We start from the raw sequence: 13,556 nt of genomic DNA, 5'->3' as shown, positions 1-13,556 counted from the left end.
TGTCAATTATTTCAGATTAAAAATAATATATTTATTAGTGCATGATGTTTGCCATCTCATAGGCGTCAGCCAGCAACTCCATCTCTGACTTGTTCAGCAAGGTGAATTCTTTCTTGCCTCCAACCACACCATCGGCATGAACAGGGACCAGCCAGGGGTATTTTTCTCTTACTTCAGCCGGTGCTGCATGCTGGTGGTGCCATCTACAAAGGGGCAATTGCTTTTTGTGACAACCCGGCGCGGTACGACCGGAGATATGGTGCAGAGATACCTCTCCAGATATTACTCCATGCATGTAGCAGGCAATGCAGGGGAGAGCGCCAAGAGCATTGGCGATGCGCCGTTCCTCCGCCGTTGGTGTTCTCCCCTTCAAGCCACGAGATTTTATTTTTACCGCGCTTTTCCGCGTTTTGCTGGCTGGTGGGCGCTCTTTCTGTTTAGCGATACGGCGGTCGATAGAATCCCGCATTTTCTGATATTGCGATTCTCGCCAGGCGGGGTCAGCCAACTTTTCCCGTTGCCGAGCGATCGCTCGTTCTCTGGCTGCCTTCTGCCACTCGCGGCGCTGTTCAAGTTTTTGTTCGATTGTTTTCATATGGCAAAAAAAAAGGCGGCCTAATGGCCGCCAATGATGTCAAGGAGTTAAGTAATGGCAACGTCTTCGTAGTTGACAAAAACTGCGGCTTAATTATAGCAATCAATTAGAGCAATGGTAGGTATTTTGTTAATCGCTAATCACATTTTTTCACTTCAGTACCTGTGTGCTATACTCCTTCTTGATTGATTGGATGCGGAATACAAACCCGCTCTTTTGTGCAGCCTGGCTCCTTGCCAGGCTTTTTTTATTTCATCATGGAAGCTGTTAACGCTTTGGATCTTGCTGAACTGATTGAAAGGGCATTGTTTACCTTACCCAGGAGTTCGCCAAATTCCACCATCACTCTAGTAAGCCCGCGCCGCGCTTCCTCCTCCGTTGCATTCATCACAAAATGTTCAGCACTCCGCATGCTTTTAACGGGGAACGCAACAGATATCGAGTCGATATCAGGCATCCTATCGCTCAACTTTACGGTGACAATGACAGATGGTGACTGAATTTGAGAGCTTACAGACAGCACCACATATTTTCCGTCTATTTTGAAATCCTTCCGCATGTGTCACCATAAATATCAAATAATTAGAGCAATCAGTTGCAAATAAACGGCTAATCGCCATCTTCCAGCAGGCGCACCATTGCCCCCGTTTCACTATCCAGGTTACGAATGTAGTTCATGACAATATTTACGTTGGTCCAGCCACCAGCTTGCATGATCTCCGGTATTGAAACTCCGGCGCGGGCCATATCTCGCGCGGCTCCGACACGGGCACTGTGTCCAGACCAGGCCAGGTATCTCTGCCCAGAGTCATCCTTAGCGCCGTAAATCAATCGATGAGTTGCTTCAAAAATCCCTTCCAGAGCGCGAGTTGATAGCTGGCTGGTGGCAGATGGCGCGGCAACACCATTTTTTCTGACACGGCAAAACAGGTAGTTATTCGGATCATCAGCCACACCAGAGACAGAAATCCATCGCTCGACCAGTTTAGTTACCCCCAGGCTAAGTGCCTTCTCTACACCTGCGGTGCTAACCAGTGTTTTCGTTCTGCCAATATGGATTAACATTCTCCCACCGTCAGTACGTGAGATATCTTTAACCCTGATCCTGGCAATTTCGGCTATACGTAACAGGGTGTTATAAGCAATCCCCAGAAATGCCAGATTCCGTATATCCTGGCAGCGATCGCTATTTTCCATGAGTGAACGAACCTGGTCGAAATCAGTGCGTTCGAACGCCAATGCCTGTTTTGCACGTTCACCGGCATCAACGTTTTCTTTTCGAATCCGCCGCATGACCAGTGAAACAGCATTGCTGTCACTTGGTCGTGGCAGCCCGGACCGACGATGAAGCATGTTTAGCTGGCCCAAATGTTGCTGGATAGTTTTTACTGCCAGACCGCGCGCCTGAAGATATAGAAGATAATCGCGAACATCTTCAGGTTCTGCGGGAAACCACTTCCGGTTATTCAACTTGCACCATGCCGCCCACGACCGGCAAACGGACAGAAGCATTTTCCAGGTATGCTCAGAAAACGCCTGGCGATCCCTGAACATGTCCATCAGGTTCTTGCGAACCTCATCACTCGTTGCATCGACCGGTAATGCAGGCAAATTTTGGTGTACGGTCAGTAAATTGGACATTTAACACTCAGATAATAGTTTTAAGTAAAGTGTACAGGATTGGCTCTGCCTTTACCTGTTTATGGTTCTCGTCATAGAAACGCCAGCGACCGCGCGTGCGTTCTATTTTCTCTTCACCGCGCGATAATGACAGTTGGCAACTATCACGATCAAACCCTTTTGCCCGCCAGTAACCACGGTTTTTCTCAAGCTCAAGATGAGTGGACACTTTAGCAGCTGAATATCCCATTTTTCACCTCTGATTGATTGGTGGTGCTAAGTGCGCTACGCGAAATCTGGAGCACTAACACTGCCAACATTTCGCAGATTTTACGTAGCGCAACCTTGATCAAATGATCAAGTGATCACTATTTGACCTGATAAGGTATTGAACTGTATGGATTTACAGGTAAATTGATCATGTTCAATAACCCTTAAGATAACTTCGTATAATGTATGCTATACGAAGTTATTAGGTCTGAAGAGGAGTTTACGTCCAGCTGCGCATAAAAATCAAGAATTATTAGAGCAATAAATTTTGAGAGAAAAATCCCACTCCACCAGCTAAAAACTGGATTGTTTTTCATAGTTGTTTGACAATTGCTCTAATAAATTATAGTTTTGCCGACGTTACGTAATACGACTTTGGATTCACTATTTAATGTGTCTTCAGCGTTGTAGAGCGGCTCAGAAGGAAATGAGCAAACAGGGAAACCTTATACAACGGCATTACAGCTATGCATTGCTCATCTTACACACAGCGCAATGTTGTTAGATTACCCCAGCATGGATCATGGGTGAAACAGTAGGTCAGAGCTTCAGGCTCTGTGTTGTCAATACAGTGAGGCATAATTATGGCTTTCATTCAACCAACCATCGACGACGTTAGACATTGCTCTAACGCTTTATCTGTAGACCCTGCCGAAACCGACGCTGCCCGCGCCATTGCTGAACACTACTCAAAGATATCCAATCAGGAGTACCGCATCACCCAAGACGACCTGGATGACCTCACTGACACAATCGAATATCTCATGGCAACTAACCAGTTAGACTCACAATAAATGCACTAATAAATCTATTATTTTTGTTTGATCCCTCTATAATATAGGTCAGTAATGACCGGTTTTCTCAGCCGGGCGTTATTGACCATGTCAATTCTGGAGGAGGATCAATGATAAATTATGTCTACGGCGAACAACTGTACCAGGAGTTCGTCAGCTTCAGGGATCTCTTTCTAAAAAAAGCCGTTGCACGCGCCCAACACGTTGATACAGCCAGCGACGGTCGTCCTGTACGCCCGGTTGTCGTTCTACCGTTCAAAGAAACTGACAGCATTCAGGCTGAAATTGATAAATGGACTTTAATGGCGCGGGAACTGGAACAGTACCCAGACCTCAATATCCCAAAGACTATTTTATATCCAGTGCCTAACATCCTTCGCGGTGTGCGCAAGGTTACAACTTATCAGACAGAAGCTGTGAACAGCGTCAACATGACCGCTGGCCGCATTATTCATCTGATTGATAAGGACATTCGCATCCAAAAAAGCGCGGGGATCAATGAGCACAGTGCGAAATACATAGAGAACCTGGAAGCAACAAAAGAGCTAATGAGGCAGTACCCGGAGGATGAAAAATTCCGTATGCGCGTACACGGCTTTAGCGAAACAATGCTGCGCGTCCACTACATTTCCAGTAGCCCTAACTACAATGATGGTAAATCAGTTAGTTACCATGTGCCACTGTGTGGCGTGTTTATCTGCGATGAAACTCTCCGTGATGGAATTATCATCAACGGTGAATTCGAAAAAGCAAAATTTAGCCTTTATGACTCCATAGAACCGATCATCTGCGACCGCTGGCCGCAAGCAAAAATATATCGCCTGGCAGATATTGAAAATGTAAAAAAACAAATTGCCATCACTCGCGAAGAGAAAAAGGTTAAGTCAGCCGCATCAGTTACGCGCAGCCGTAAAACCAAGAAGGGGCAGCCAGTAAACGACAACCCCGAAAGCGCGCAATAAATTATGCCCGGCATCAACCGGGCATTCTTCCATTATTCAGCTGCCACCGGTTTTAACAAGCCAGCATCGAGCAGTTTACGCGTCAACCACTGCTGGCCTTTACCCGTTAATTGAGGCGTCAACCGTATCTGGTAGCCATCTTCATCATCCAGCACCACTTCTTTCACCGTGAAATACCCCGCGTTGATGTACTGCTGGAACGGCACATTTTTACGTCCACCGGACGCTATCAGGATGCCGTTCTCCCGTAACCAGACAAACAGCGCGTTTTGCTTAAGTCCAACAACCTTTGCAAAATTCCCAATCAGGATCCCTTTAGCTACTGATACCCGGTCGGCAAAATCGACTTTAGGAGCGGCGGCCACCAGCTGCTGATTTAGCTGGTGGGCTTTCTGTTCCAGAAGTTGCTTTTGTTCAGCCAGTTCGGCAGCCAGGCGTAGGGCTTCAGGAAGCGTCTGGGGGATTGCGATCGGTTGCTGTTCTTTTTGTCGGAAGTAGCTGTCTTCCAGTTTTTCAAAGAATGCCCATGCCTGATCGGTTTCGAGCATTTTAGCGTGGCGGGCTGCGCCGCGTTCTGTCCAGAGGGTGAGTGAGCGAACATTGCGAGCAATTTTTACAGAGTAGTTTAAAGCTACTCTGTGCTTCAACTCGCGCAATGATTCTCCTTCAACTTTGAAAAAGTGCTTCCCTTCAACAAAGCGTACTTTGTTCTCATGATGATTTTGGCGAATACGGATTGTTTCTGTCCCATACCCTCTAGCAAGAGTCTCGGTTGTCACTACACGCACTCCCTGCCATTCCAGAACGGGAATTTCATCAGACTGATTCTGAACAACCACCAGCTCCGATTCCTGAACTGAAGGTGCATGAATTTTTTCTGATTTAACGTTAGTTGCTTTCATTCTGTGTGCCTCCTTGCGTGCTTCGGCTGCGACGGTTGCGTAATTCAGATGACCCTGTTCGAGCAGGTATTCGCGGATATCAGACAACAGGATACGGTGAACCGCGTTCTTGTCCTTTCTCCGGTAAAGTTGTTTGGTGATCATGAAGTAGTTGGCAATAACGCCTGGTATATCCCTGGTACTGATACAGGCAGTGTGCTGTTCAATTGCCTCGATCATCTCTTCACGGGTGACTAATGACGTTCTCATAGTCCCTCCTGAGCAGAAGCGTTAACAGGGAGGCACCAGTAACTGAGAGAATTGCGTGAATCAGTGGAAAAACGGGCAGAGAAAATACATGGGGCGTCAGGAAGCTGAGAGCGGGCCTCATCTTCTGTTGGTGCAATAACGAAGTGATAGTGACGTTTTTGGCAGGAGTAAAAGCGCCAGATAAATTCAGGATGAGTTGGGGTAGGGATAGTAGCCATATTGGCAGCCTCCTTAGACGTTGGTATGTAACCACCGCAGAAGAGACCAATCTTGCTGGCGGTGGACTGTACGGAGTTGGCCTTACTGGCGTCCAAGGTAACCAGCCTACCCGAAGGTAGCCCCATACAGCCCACCATTGTAGAGGTGTGCGTGTACGCCGATACAAAAAAAGACGCGAGCGGCGTCTGTATCGCCTTAGACTTAAGCGGGAGGCCAATCCCGGCACCCGTTTTAATGAGGTGTCTGATAAGCATAAACCGAAAATGCCACAAGGCGCAAGAGGTCAGGTTCAATGTAACATCGGTAGCTAAAAAACACAATTTATTAGAGCAAATATTCATTCATTAAGCCATGCCAGAGCTTCATCAACCTGCGCTTCGTCTTCGACGCTAAGCACTTCATCCTGGGGAACATAATCCGCCAGCATAGCGAAACAATATGTATCCCAATGGTCTGGTGAGTGCAGGTTGAGTTTTTTCTTCATATCCTCCTTACTCATCACCTTCCATTGACCTGCGGAGTTAATCCCTACAGGGATTTTCGACGCTTCCTCAATAGTTTCATTACCCTTATCCAGTCTCATACGACCAGATTTTACGGCCTCTGCGGCTTGAACATTGGCATAAGCACGTTTATCAAAGTACAGGCTCTTATCTTCACGGCTATGCATCTTTTTACCCCAGCGTATACGCTGTACGGTAATACCATAATACTCGTACATCAGATCCGCCGTTGCTTTACCCAGGCCATCGCCGTCTATCGCTATGGTGATATTGGGGAATCGCTCAGGATTACATTCTGCGAAAATTTTGGCGGCAAGCTGCGTTTCTGTAACGTCTGTGTATTCCAGCATTCGATAGTTGATTACACGGCGTTTATTTCGCTGGCCGGACACCATCATGATATTGATAACGGACTTATCCCGTCCCGTACCACCAGCAACGTCCACACATGCAAGCCAGCCCCATCCTTTGGCAATCTTGACTTTCCGCCGCGTTGCACGTTCAACCTCATCACGTCCAAGAAGGAAGCCATCCTGTGATTTAGGGAATAGGCCGCGTACCTTAATCATGTACATAGGGTTATCACGCCCGCCGTACTCCGCCAGCTTCATTTTGATAAATGCTGGCGTTACCAACGGTGATTCCTCACTGTTAAGCGTGATCGCCGTATAAACGCCATCAGGGTTACCAGGACGCTTGGCCAGTTTATGGTGTGTATCGTAGAAATAGCCGCTTGGGCGTGTAGGCTGTGACAGCAATAAGATGCGGTTATCCTGTCCGGTAAGAGCACCGGTGATGATACCGAAAGCTCTATCACTGACACCGGAGGCTTCATCGATAATATACAGAAGATGATCTGCGTGTTCACCGGCGAGAGCTTCTTCACTTCCCAGACGAAAGCCCTTCGGTACTACAGTCCATACACCTTTACCAGTAATCTCATAGAAAGCGGTTTCTGTCAGAACAAAATAATCAGCAAGCCATGGGAAACGGCTGGTGGCAGTAGCCCAGTTTATCTTGATGTACTTGAATATACCGGTCATTACCTGCTGAATTTTGTTCGCAACGATAATGGCACGGGCACCTGGATACATGATTATGAACAACATGATCATGATAGAAGTCATGTCTGATTTCCCGGTACCGTGACCAGACGAAACAGATGTCTTGCTACCCTGTTCCTGCACAGACTCAATAATCAGATCCTGCTGCCAGGTAGGTGTTTTGCCGAACAAAACATCAGCGGCAGCAATCCAGTCATAACGATATAGCGCCACCAGCTCGCGCCAACGTGGATCCGTTACGCAACTTCTGGCCATTAATCATCATCCCCGTATAGCTTGCGGGTAACTTCTTCGTCTTCCTCCTCGTCTTCGTCCAGGTCTTGTTCCAGCCATGGGTCGTTTGATACACCTTCAGTATCAACATCTCCATAACCGCCTGTATCAACGATATCGGCGATTTCTTCCCTACGCTGCTCAATCCACAATGCGGCATCGGCGCGGCGGTTGGCGGCCCGTTCTCGCGCAACTTTGTCCAGATCTTCAAGAGAAGGACCACCGACGGCAGTTTGCCTTTCCTCATCATCGGTATTGGTCTTAGGAGCACGCAGATCGGCTTTGATTTGCTCCAGCATCAGGGGCGGCACTTTCCCGCCATGCGCCTCGATAAATTCAGCTGCTTCCAGCACTGACCAGTTATTTTCACGCTTTCGTTCGTATGCCAGCTTAACAATGCCAGCTTGCCCCATAGACAAAGCGTGCTTTTCCGCCTCCCGGCTTTCTTTTCGATAGTTATTCCGGATGCTGTAAATGGTGTTGATCAGACTGCTTATCTGCGCGGAACAGCTGTTTAGCATGCTCGCGATACGGTATTCAGGCGGAGTACCTTCATCATCGGCTTTTTGCTGATCGCGCATTTCCTGCACCAGGCGAATACACGTATCCCTGGCGTTCTCCAGCATAAGGAGATGAGAAAGAGACTTTTCCAGAAGAGTGGTTTCCAGAACATCGGCCCCGGACCGACGCAACATAGCGCGCGCGGCCTTCCGCGCTTCAACGTTATCTATCAGGTAATCGCCAGCTTCGAATTCAAAGCGTTCACCATCATCATCCAGGGTGTCGCGTTCCAGGCGATCACGCAAGGTCCGGTGGGCACGGGTGATCACGTCATGATCATCAGAACGATCATTTATGCGCTTATTTTGGCGCTTCGCATTCTCGACTGCGACACTGACAATGGCATTAACCCTTTGTTTTTCTGCTATTTCAGCCGCAATGTGATCACCGGAATGTTGATCATTAGAGTGATCAATGATCATGCTTTTTAGTGGCTTCCTGACTGGCTTATTTGGCTTGCGGCTGTCCGCTGTCCTGGTGTCTTCTTTGAAGGCACGGAGATAACGACGTGCGGTATTAGGGTTAAGATTAAACTCGGCGGCATACTGTGCGATGGTGTAACCACCATCTCGCGCCAGGCGAGCAAAATTCTTCTTGTGATCGTCCCAGGTCACTTATGCTTCCTTTCGTAAAAACTCTTTTTGACGCGAGGGTAACGAAAGTCACATGTCAAAAGGCCCGGAACGGGCAAGCAATCAATCAGATACGTGCGGATGTGGCATTACCGTAATGACGGTGCTGACGGGCCACCTTATTGAAAAGTTGACGCGCCATTACCCAAGGCTGGTGCTCCCGGCGTTCCTTTTCGTCCTGCGTCATATAGAGTTCGTTCTGGAGTTTTTCATCAAACCGGCGCGGAGCGCGGCTGCGGCGAAAGAATTCAGGATTCAGAGAGTGGATCTGAAATCTACGTGGGCGTGTACTGTCATCAATCAAAACAGACGAATACTTAGACACAGCGATAGCCTTTAAGCGCAGATAAACATCGCGCTTATCGACATCCAGATGCGGGTATTCCTTTTCAAGGATTGCTGCGAGTTCTTTCGCTGATAGAAGAGATTTAGTGCGGATCATGTAATCCGCAATCTCATACGATGTAATTCGTGAGTGATTTATTTCCATGAAGTGGCGTCCCTGCCAGTTAAGTAACATCCTGTCACCTACTGATTAGCCCATGTCAACTAATCAACGACGAATATAATACCCTCGATTAAAGAAATAGCAATACATTAGAGCAATTTTATCTAACGCTCGACGAGTGACTTGTGATAACGCCGACTCCAAGCGCGTAATCAAAGAACAATCGTTGATGCATCGCCAGCCTGCCGTGCGTCTTCTCCCAATTATCGCGGTCACGCTCAATATCACGCTGGCATGACTGGCACAGAGGAATTGCGTAAATGTCATGCGCGCATAATCGACTATGACGAACGATATAAGGCGTAATGTGAGCGCCAGCTCCCGCAGCTCCACACCCACAGCATGGACGGGAAGCAACAAAGTCCATGTACTCAGGTAATTTTAGCGATTGCAGTTTTGGTATTTTGAAATGCGCCATGCCAGGGTCGGAGTCAACATCCACAGGGCATACTTTTGCACGCATCGGCGCGGCGCGTTCTTCCATCATCTGAACATATGCTGTAGCGCGATCGTCATACGGGCGAATATCCGCCTCTTTCAGAGGTCCGCTATCCTGCGTTGCAGCCCTCACCTTATTTATTGATATACGGCAGACTTCTTCCGGCATGAGGTGGATCATGTTGCGCATGAAAGCCCACCAGCACAGCTCCTGAATACTTAAATCATGACCATCAGAAAGGCCCATTTCCTGACGAGCGACATCCAGTATCCAGTTAACGCGATTATTATGCAGCGTTTCTTTCAGCTCATTAAAACCACGCATCCGGTAATGATTATCGTGATGCCAGCACAACAACACCGCGCTGTTGTCTCGTTCAGCGTGGACAATATGGTTGTCACACCAGCTACGATCTGCGGCCTGGCATTGCCCCTCTTTCCTGCGCAACCACGCCACCAGCGCGTCAATTCCACCAATACGGCGAAACAGTTCATCGCTGTTAAAAAACGGCTGCAACGCCTCATTTGTTGCCATAGTTTGCTCGGAAACAACGAGGCCGTCGTCCATGTGCTCGATTAACTCACGCGGCACCGGCTCCATAATAAATTTACGGCCAGCCTCCACCAGCTTTCTGACTTCCTGATCCACTTTGAATATGGCGACGCCAAGCTCTTTTTGTACAAAGGGAGTAATTACGGCTTTCACATCACACCTTTCATCACTGATTTGGCTTTATCTGCTGCCCGGCATTTTCTGTTTAAGCACAACCATTTCCTGACGGCATAACACAGCAATAGCGGTCCTGGCACCAATTTGCTTACCAACCAGGTATTGCTTTACCTCGCGGCGACTCACGCCATCAAGAAGCATCTTTAACGCTCTACGGGACAATTTGTTGTATTTACGTGCCATTAATCTACTCCGCAGAACCATACAATCTACGTAACGTGGCGGCGACAGTAGATACAGATATCTCTCCGGTCGCAGCCCCTACGGTAAGGTCTGCCAGTTCTGGTGAATCAAATACCTGCACCCCGTTACGGCGTAGAAATAGCAGCGCACTGTTTAGCGCGGTACGCTTATTGGCATCATTGAATATATGCCCTCTCGCTGTAGCCACCAGGTAGGTGGCGGAGACTTCGAAAAGGTCGGTGATCTCTTCGTAGGCAACTCTGGCCTGAACTCTCCCGATAATGGCCTCAGCCCTACCCGGATCTGACATTCCCGGCAGGCCGCCGTAGCGGTTTATATTCGCATCATGAAGCGCAATAAGTTCTTCCGGTGATATATGCCTCATTATCGGTTAACCAGTTCCTTGTTGGTGGAGTCCAGGGTGTCAAACAGGGATGCAAATTCAGCATCCAGCGCCGCTTTTTTGTAGGTTTCAAAAGTAGCCTTGCTGACAATTACTGCTGGCTCACGGCCTCTGCGGGTGATTTCAACCTCTTCCCCTGCTTCAACATTATTGAGCACTTCGCTAAGGTTGCCGCGCGCGGTACGGAAGTTAATGGATTGCATAAACACCTCGTGTACTCGTTATGTGTACACAATTATAAACTTCACAAGCATAAAGCACCAGCACTTTGCAGCTTAAATCACCGGACAATCGTCAAACTCCCCACTTCGGGCATCATTGATGAAATGATGTGGTCACACCAAACTTTAATCTTCAAGGTCTGCTTCTGATACCACTGTATAACCCAGAAATATTTTAATCTCATCCCACAATCCCATGATCTTGCCTTCATACTCTGATGGTTCTCTTACAATTACTGAATCTGGGGGAGAGTGAGCCTCTAATTCAGTTATGATCTCATGGCAAAGATTATGTTTGTAATATTGTTTTAGTTTCTCTCGAATAGGTTTTGGCGCACTTTCAATAGTTTCTTTTGCGGCATTTAGTGAAAGAATTATATTACTTGCGTCATTAACATCCCAGTCTGATCCAGCTTTTCCTGTTGCTATTTTATTTGCCCTATCAGCAAAGTTTATCAATGCTTCACTATAAAATTTTTCCTTATCGAATAATCCAAGATTTTTACTTGTGCGCAAACTAATAAAAGCAGCTATTGCTGACCCAAATGCCGCAATAGCTGATGCCCAATCGGGATTGATATGAAGAAACATGCTATCTCTACCTAATGCCAGATCTTTAACCTAGAAATATTGTATCAGTAGTTATGGCTTTGCCACCAGTAATGCGATTTTTTCCTAGTTGTCATTGCCCCCTACCAGCGGCAATAAAGCCCTGGCCATCTTATGAACCAATAGTGCATCAATAATGCCAAGCGTATGCCCCGGGTTAATGTTTAATGCCGCCTCAAGGTGACACCTTTCCAGGCCACTTTTCTCGGCTTGTTTATGATGGTCTGGCTTAATAACGTCGCCCAAAACACGGCTAATTCTTTCTCGTAATTGCTGGGTGCCAGCACACTTGATCGCTGTATCGTGGAGACGGTTAACCAGTTCGCGATAAACATGCGGCTTAATGCGGATACGTTCACCGGTGACGCCCTTTCCTGGCCCTGGCACCGAACTATCCGGAATATCCGGATAGTTGCCAGCCTCGTAAGCTACCCGCAGCCAGTGCATGAATGTTTCAGTAGACACACAACCACAGTCCACATCGATTTTTCCGCGTTGCTGTTCCAGCCACTGCTCAAAGTTCAATCTACACGTATTACTTTCATGTTGCTCTTTTTGTCTTAAGGCCAGCACCTGTTGGGCCAGTTCCAGAACGATACCGGGTGACGCTAACCTCTCAAATTCCAATAAATAGTTTGCGTCAGGATGACAAGTAGCCTCGCCTGCAAAAAATACCAATTGCTGTAAGTATGCTGTCGTTAGAGTAGTCATTTCTTTTTGCGCCATTTCTTTTCACATTCCTTAGTCCATTTTTCAATGTTCATTTTGGCAATATCAGTCATTCCATCACCTAAGAAATACTTTTTCCGGTACGTCTTGCACTTAAACCACACTACAACAGCCACCAGCCAGAAAATAAAAGGCCATACAGCAATACCAACTCCAGCCGCGATAAAGCCCAATAGCCATAAATGAAGCTCTCCAACTTCTGTTTGCGGCAATATTCTTAAAGAATTAAACAGCAGACTGAAGGAATGGTCGTATGCATTGGCGGTATAAGACATGCAATCCATATAATTAAAGTCATAGCCTGCGGCTGCCGCCCATAATGGGCGGTCAAGAAAATGTTTTAGTGTCATCATATAAATTTAAGGTTCAGACCAGTTATCTTCAATAGCAATGCTTAATCTTTGTAGCCATTCTGCTAATTTCAGCATTGCTTCTCTTTCGCTTAAACCACGAGGAAAATCATCAAGCGAAATTGTTGGCTTGAAGCCCCCGTAATTATCCATTTCAACAGTCAGATTTTGCTCCAGCACGGTATTCCTTACGCGGCTATTGTGCCGAAGCAAATATACTGAACGTGATTTATTGGTTTTATGGTCAAACTGATATTCGGTAAGTATCATCTGGCTTTTGCCATGACTATTACCTCTCCACATACTTACCTCACTTAATAAAACAACTCCATACGTAGTTGATGATTTTTCCCCACGTAATATAAATATGCACTCCAGCAGAAAAACCAAAACCTACAATTACTGAAAAAATCAAAACATTTACTTTTGACATTATAAAATTTCTCTCGTTGCCGTAGGTGATAGCACCATAATTTCTAATTTAGTGAGTTAGCAGTTCCATTTTTTCGATGATTTCCGCATGAGCATCATCGTTGTCAACACTTAACTCGTTTAATGCCTCTCGCACTACATCAACTTCTTCTGGTTGGAAGAAGTCATCTCGGTAGTCACCAAATAGAACCGAAACAAGCCTGCCACCAGCAACATCAAGATTGGCGCTAACAGGTGGCTCTTTACCATCCTCAAATTCGACTACAAAAGTTAATTTCCCCATCGTTACCACCAGCGACAAATTGAATA

General features: G+C 46.9%; 20 protein-coding genes and 1 pseudogene. 2 read left to right on the top strand and 19 right to left on the bottom strand.

The features are described from left to right. Positions 1 to 34: 34 nt before the first annotated feature. The 4 genes from A7090_RS20510 to A7090_RS20495 all read right to left on the bottom strand — a co-directional run bounded on the left by A7090_RS20510 (position 35) and on the right by A7090_RS20495 (position 2,465). Positions 35 to 595 (bottom strand): Ref family protein, encoded by a 561-nt coding sequence (locus tag A7090_RS20510; protein ID WP_000848373.1) that lies wholly within the window; start codon positions 593 to 595, stop codon positions 35 to 37. A 247-nt stretch (positions 596 to 842) separates the two neighbouring features. Next, positions 843 to 1,154, bottom strand: a complete 312-nt coding sequence (locus A7090_RS20505) for a hypothetical protein (protein ID WP_001224236.1) — start codon at positions 1,152 to 1,154, stop codon at positions 843 to 845. A gap of 50 nt (positions 1,155 to 1,204) precedes the next feature. Beyond that, positions 1,205 to 2,236: a site-specific integrase gene (locus A7090_RS20500; protein WP_000067530.1), complete on the bottom strand. Its 1,032-nt coding sequence runs from the start codon at positions 2,234 to 2,236 to the stop codon at positions 1,205 to 1,207. Positions 2,237 to 2,243: 7 nt separating this feature from the next. Further along, a complete protein-coding gene (locus A7090_RS20495; protein ID WP_000542336.1) occupies positions 2,244 to 2,465 on the bottom strand; it encodes a hypothetical protein in 222 nt (73 codons plus the stop codon). Positions 2,466 to 3,069: 604 nt separating this feature from the next. Here A7090_RS20495 and A7090_RS20480 point away from each other — a divergent pair. Further along, complete coding sequence (locus tag A7090_RS20480) at positions 3,070 to 3,279, top strand: hypothetical protein (protein ID WP_000874156.1); 210 nt, start codon at positions 3,070 to 3,072, stop codon at positions 3,277 to 3,279. Positions 3,280 to 3,389: 110 nt separating this feature from the next. After that, positions 3,390 to 4,241 (top strand): phage repressor protein C1, encoded by an 852-nt coding sequence (locus A7090_RS20475; protein ID WP_000611666.1) that lies wholly within the window; start codon positions 3,390 to 3,392, stop codon positions 4,239 to 4,241. Between the two features lie 32 nt (positions 4,242 to 4,273). On the opposite strand, the gene A7090_RS20470 is transcribed toward A7090_RS20475, so the two are convergent. From A7090_RS20470 to A7090_RS20405, 15 genes and pseudogenes are all read right to left on the bottom strand, one after another. Next, positions 4,274 to 5,392 (bottom strand): phage antirepressor KilAC domain-containing protein, encoded by a 1,119-nt coding sequence (locus tag A7090_RS20470; RefSeq protein ID WP_024235726.1) that lies wholly within the window; start codon positions 5,390 to 5,392, stop codon positions 4,274 to 4,276. Beyond that, entirely contained in the window at positions 5,389 to 5,610 is a 222-nt protein-coding gene (locus tag A7090_RS27155; RefSeq protein WP_000201261.1) for a host cell division inhibitor Icd-like protein, read from the bottom strand. Before A7090_RS27155 ends, A7090_RS20470 begins: the two co-directional genes overlap by 4 nt. A 24-nt stretch (positions 5,611 to 5,634) precedes the next feature. After that, positions 5,635 to 5,865 (bottom strand): annotated as a pseudogene (locus tag A7090_RS27150) (ash family protein); the annotation flags it as partial. Positions 5,866 to 5,948: 83 nt separating this feature from the next. Continuing rightward, positions 5,949 to 7,433, bottom strand: a complete 1,485-nt coding sequence (locus A7090_RS20460) for a hypothetical protein (RefSeq protein WP_000124155.1) — start codon at positions 7,431 to 7,433, stop codon at positions 5,949 to 5,951. After that, positions 7,433 to 8,626, bottom strand: coding sequence for a hypothetical protein (locus A7090_RS20455; protein ID WP_053287785.1), 1,194 nt, complete (start codon positions 8,624 to 8,626; stop codon positions 7,433 to 7,435). The genes A7090_RS20460 and A7090_RS20455 overlap by 1 nt, the downstream gene beginning before the upstream one ends. 85 nt (positions 8,627 to 8,711) lie before the next feature. After that, a complete protein-coding gene (locus A7090_RS20450; protein WP_001326849.1) occupies positions 8,712 to 9,164 on the bottom strand; it encodes a late promoter-activating protein in 453 nt (150 codons plus the stop codon). Between the two features lie 88 nt (positions 9,165 to 9,252). Continuing rightward, positions 9,253 to 10,296, bottom strand: a complete 1,044-nt coding sequence (locus A7090_RS20445) for a DUF968 domain-containing protein (protein WP_105275346.1) — start codon at positions 10,294 to 10,296, stop codon at positions 9,253 to 9,255. 27 nt (positions 10,297 to 10,323) lie between these two features. Further along, a complete protein-coding gene (locus A7090_RS20440; protein ID WP_001697572.1) occupies positions 10,324 to 10,503 on the bottom strand; it encodes a hypothetical protein in 180 nt (59 codons plus the stop codon). 4 nt (positions 10,504 to 10,507) lie between these two features. Next, positions 10,508 to 10,888, bottom strand: coding sequence for a type II toxin-antitoxin system death-on-curing family toxin (locus A7090_RS20435; RefSeq protein WP_001697570.1), 381 nt, complete (start codon positions 10,886 to 10,888; stop codon positions 10,508 to 10,510). Beyond that, entirely contained in the window at positions 10,888 to 11,109 is a 222-nt protein-coding gene (locus A7090_RS20430) for a type II toxin-antitoxin system Phd/YefM family antitoxin (RefSeq protein WP_001697569.1), read from the bottom strand. The genes A7090_RS20435 and A7090_RS20430 overlap by 1 nt, the downstream gene beginning before the upstream one ends. Before the next feature lie 144 nt (positions 11,110 to 11,253). Then, positions 11,254 to 11,718 (bottom strand): hypothetical protein, encoded by a 465-nt coding sequence (locus tag A7090_RS20425; RefSeq protein WP_001697568.1) that lies wholly within the window; start codon positions 11,716 to 11,718, stop codon positions 11,254 to 11,256. 84 nt (positions 11,719 to 11,802) lie between these two features. Beyond that, complete coding sequence (locus tag A7090_RS20420; RefSeq protein ID WP_064638621.1) at positions 11,803 to 12,462, bottom strand: hypothetical protein; 660 nt, start codon at positions 12,460 to 12,462, stop codon at positions 11,803 to 11,805. Continuing rightward, on the bottom strand, positions 12,444 to 12,818 hold the full coding sequence (locus tag A7090_RS20415; RefSeq protein WP_000988656.1) for a hypothetical protein: 375 nt from the start codon (positions 12,816 to 12,818) through the stop codon (positions 12,444 to 12,446). Before A7090_RS20415 ends, A7090_RS20420 begins: the two co-directional genes overlap by 19 nt. Positions 12,819 to 12,824: 6 nt before the next feature. Then, positions 12,825 to 13,118: a hypothetical protein gene (locus tag A7090_RS20410; RefSeq protein WP_000269004.1), complete on the bottom strand. Its 294-nt coding sequence runs from the start codon at positions 13,116 to 13,118 to the stop codon at positions 12,825 to 12,827. Between the two features lie 178 nt (positions 13,119 to 13,296). After that, positions 13,297 to 13,530 (bottom strand): hypothetical protein, encoded by a 234-nt coding sequence (locus A7090_RS20405; RefSeq protein WP_064638623.1) that lies wholly within the window; start codon positions 13,528 to 13,530, stop codon positions 13,297 to 13,299. Positions 13,531 to 13,556: the final 26 nt, after the last annotated feature.

This window comes from Escherichia sp. MOD1-EC7003 (assembly GCF_002965065.1).
Taxonomy (GTDB): Bacteria; Pseudomonadota; Gammaproteobacteria; order Enterobacterales; family Enterobacteriaceae; genus Escherichia.
Note: the sequence above shows the minus strand (reverse complement) of the source record. Positions and strands in the feature narration are given on the sequence as shown.

What these genes read in the sequence shown, in the direction of transcription:
- A7090_RS20405 (WP_064638623.1), bottom strand. Translation starts at nt 13,530, where the DNA reads ATGGGGAAATTAACTTTTGTAGTCGAATTTGAGGATGGTAAAGAGCCA.
- A7090_RS20430 (WP_001697569.1), bottom strand. Translation starts at nt 11,109, where the DNA reads ATGCAATCCATTAACTTCCGTACCGCGCGCGGCAACCTTAGCGAAGTG.
- A7090_RS20460 (WP_000124155.1), bottom strand. Translation starts at nt 7,433, where the DNA reads ATGGCCAGAAGTTGCGTAACGGATCCACGTTGGCGCGAGCTGGTGGCG.
- A7090_RS27155 (WP_000201261.1), bottom strand. Translation starts at nt 5,610, where the DNA reads ATGGCTACTATCCCTACCCCAACTCATCCTGAATTTATCTGGCGCTTT.
- A7090_RS20440 (WP_001697572.1), bottom strand. Translation starts at nt 10,503, where the DNA reads ATGGCACGTAAATACAACAAATTGTCCCGTAGAGCGTTAAAGATGCTT.
- A7090_RS20435 (WP_001697570.1), bottom strand. Translation starts at nt 10,888, where the DNA reads ATGAGGCATATATCACCGGAAGAACTTATTGCGCTTCATGATGCGAAT.
- A7090_RS20500 (WP_000067530.1), bottom strand. Translation starts at nt 2,236, where the DNA reads ATGTCCAATTTACTGACCGTACACCAAAATTTGCCTGCATTACCGGTC.
- A7090_RS20475 (WP_000611666.1), top strand. Translation starts at nt 3,390, where the DNA reads ATGATAAATTATGTCTACGGCGAACAACTGTACCAGGAGTTCGTCAGC.
- A7090_RS20420 (WP_064638621.1), bottom strand. Translation starts at nt 12,462, where the DNA reads ATGGCGCAAAAAGAAATGACTACTCTAACGACAGCATACTTACAGCAA.
- A7090_RS20425 (WP_001697568.1), bottom strand. Translation starts at nt 11,718, where the DNA reads ATGTTTCTTCATATCAATCCCGATTGGGCATCAGCTATTGCGGCATTT.
- A7090_RS20415 (WP_000988656.1), bottom strand. Translation starts at nt 12,818, where the DNA reads ATGATGACACTAAAACATTTTCTTGACCGCCCATTATGGGCGGCAGCC.
- A7090_RS20450 (WP_001326849.1), bottom strand. Translation starts at nt 9,164, where the DNA reads ATGTTACTTAACTGGCAGGGACGCCACTTCATGGAAATAAATCACTCA.
- A7090_RS20505 (WP_001224236.1), bottom strand. Translation starts at nt 1,154, where the DNA reads ATGCGGAAGGATTTCAAAATAGACGGAAAATATGTGGTGCTGTCTGTA.
- A7090_RS20495 (WP_000542336.1), bottom strand. Translation starts at nt 2,465, where the DNA reads ATGGGATATTCAGCTGCTAAAGTGTCCACTCATCTTGAGCTTGAGAAA.
- A7090_RS20480 (WP_000874156.1), top strand. Translation starts at nt 3,070, where the DNA reads ATGGCTTTCATTCAACCAACCATCGACGACGTTAGACATTGCTCTAAC.
- A7090_RS20470 (WP_024235726.1), bottom strand. Translation starts at nt 5,392, where the DNA reads ATGAGAACGTCATTAGTCACCCGTGAAGAGATGATCGAGGCAATTGAA.
- A7090_RS20410 (WP_000269004.1), bottom strand. Translation starts at nt 13,118, where the DNA reads ATGTGGAGAGGTAATAGTCATGGCAAAAGCCAGATGATACTTACCGAA.
- A7090_RS20510 (WP_000848373.1), bottom strand. Translation starts at nt 595, where the DNA reads ATGAAAACAATCGAACAAAAACTTGAACAGCGCCGCGAGTGGCAGAAG.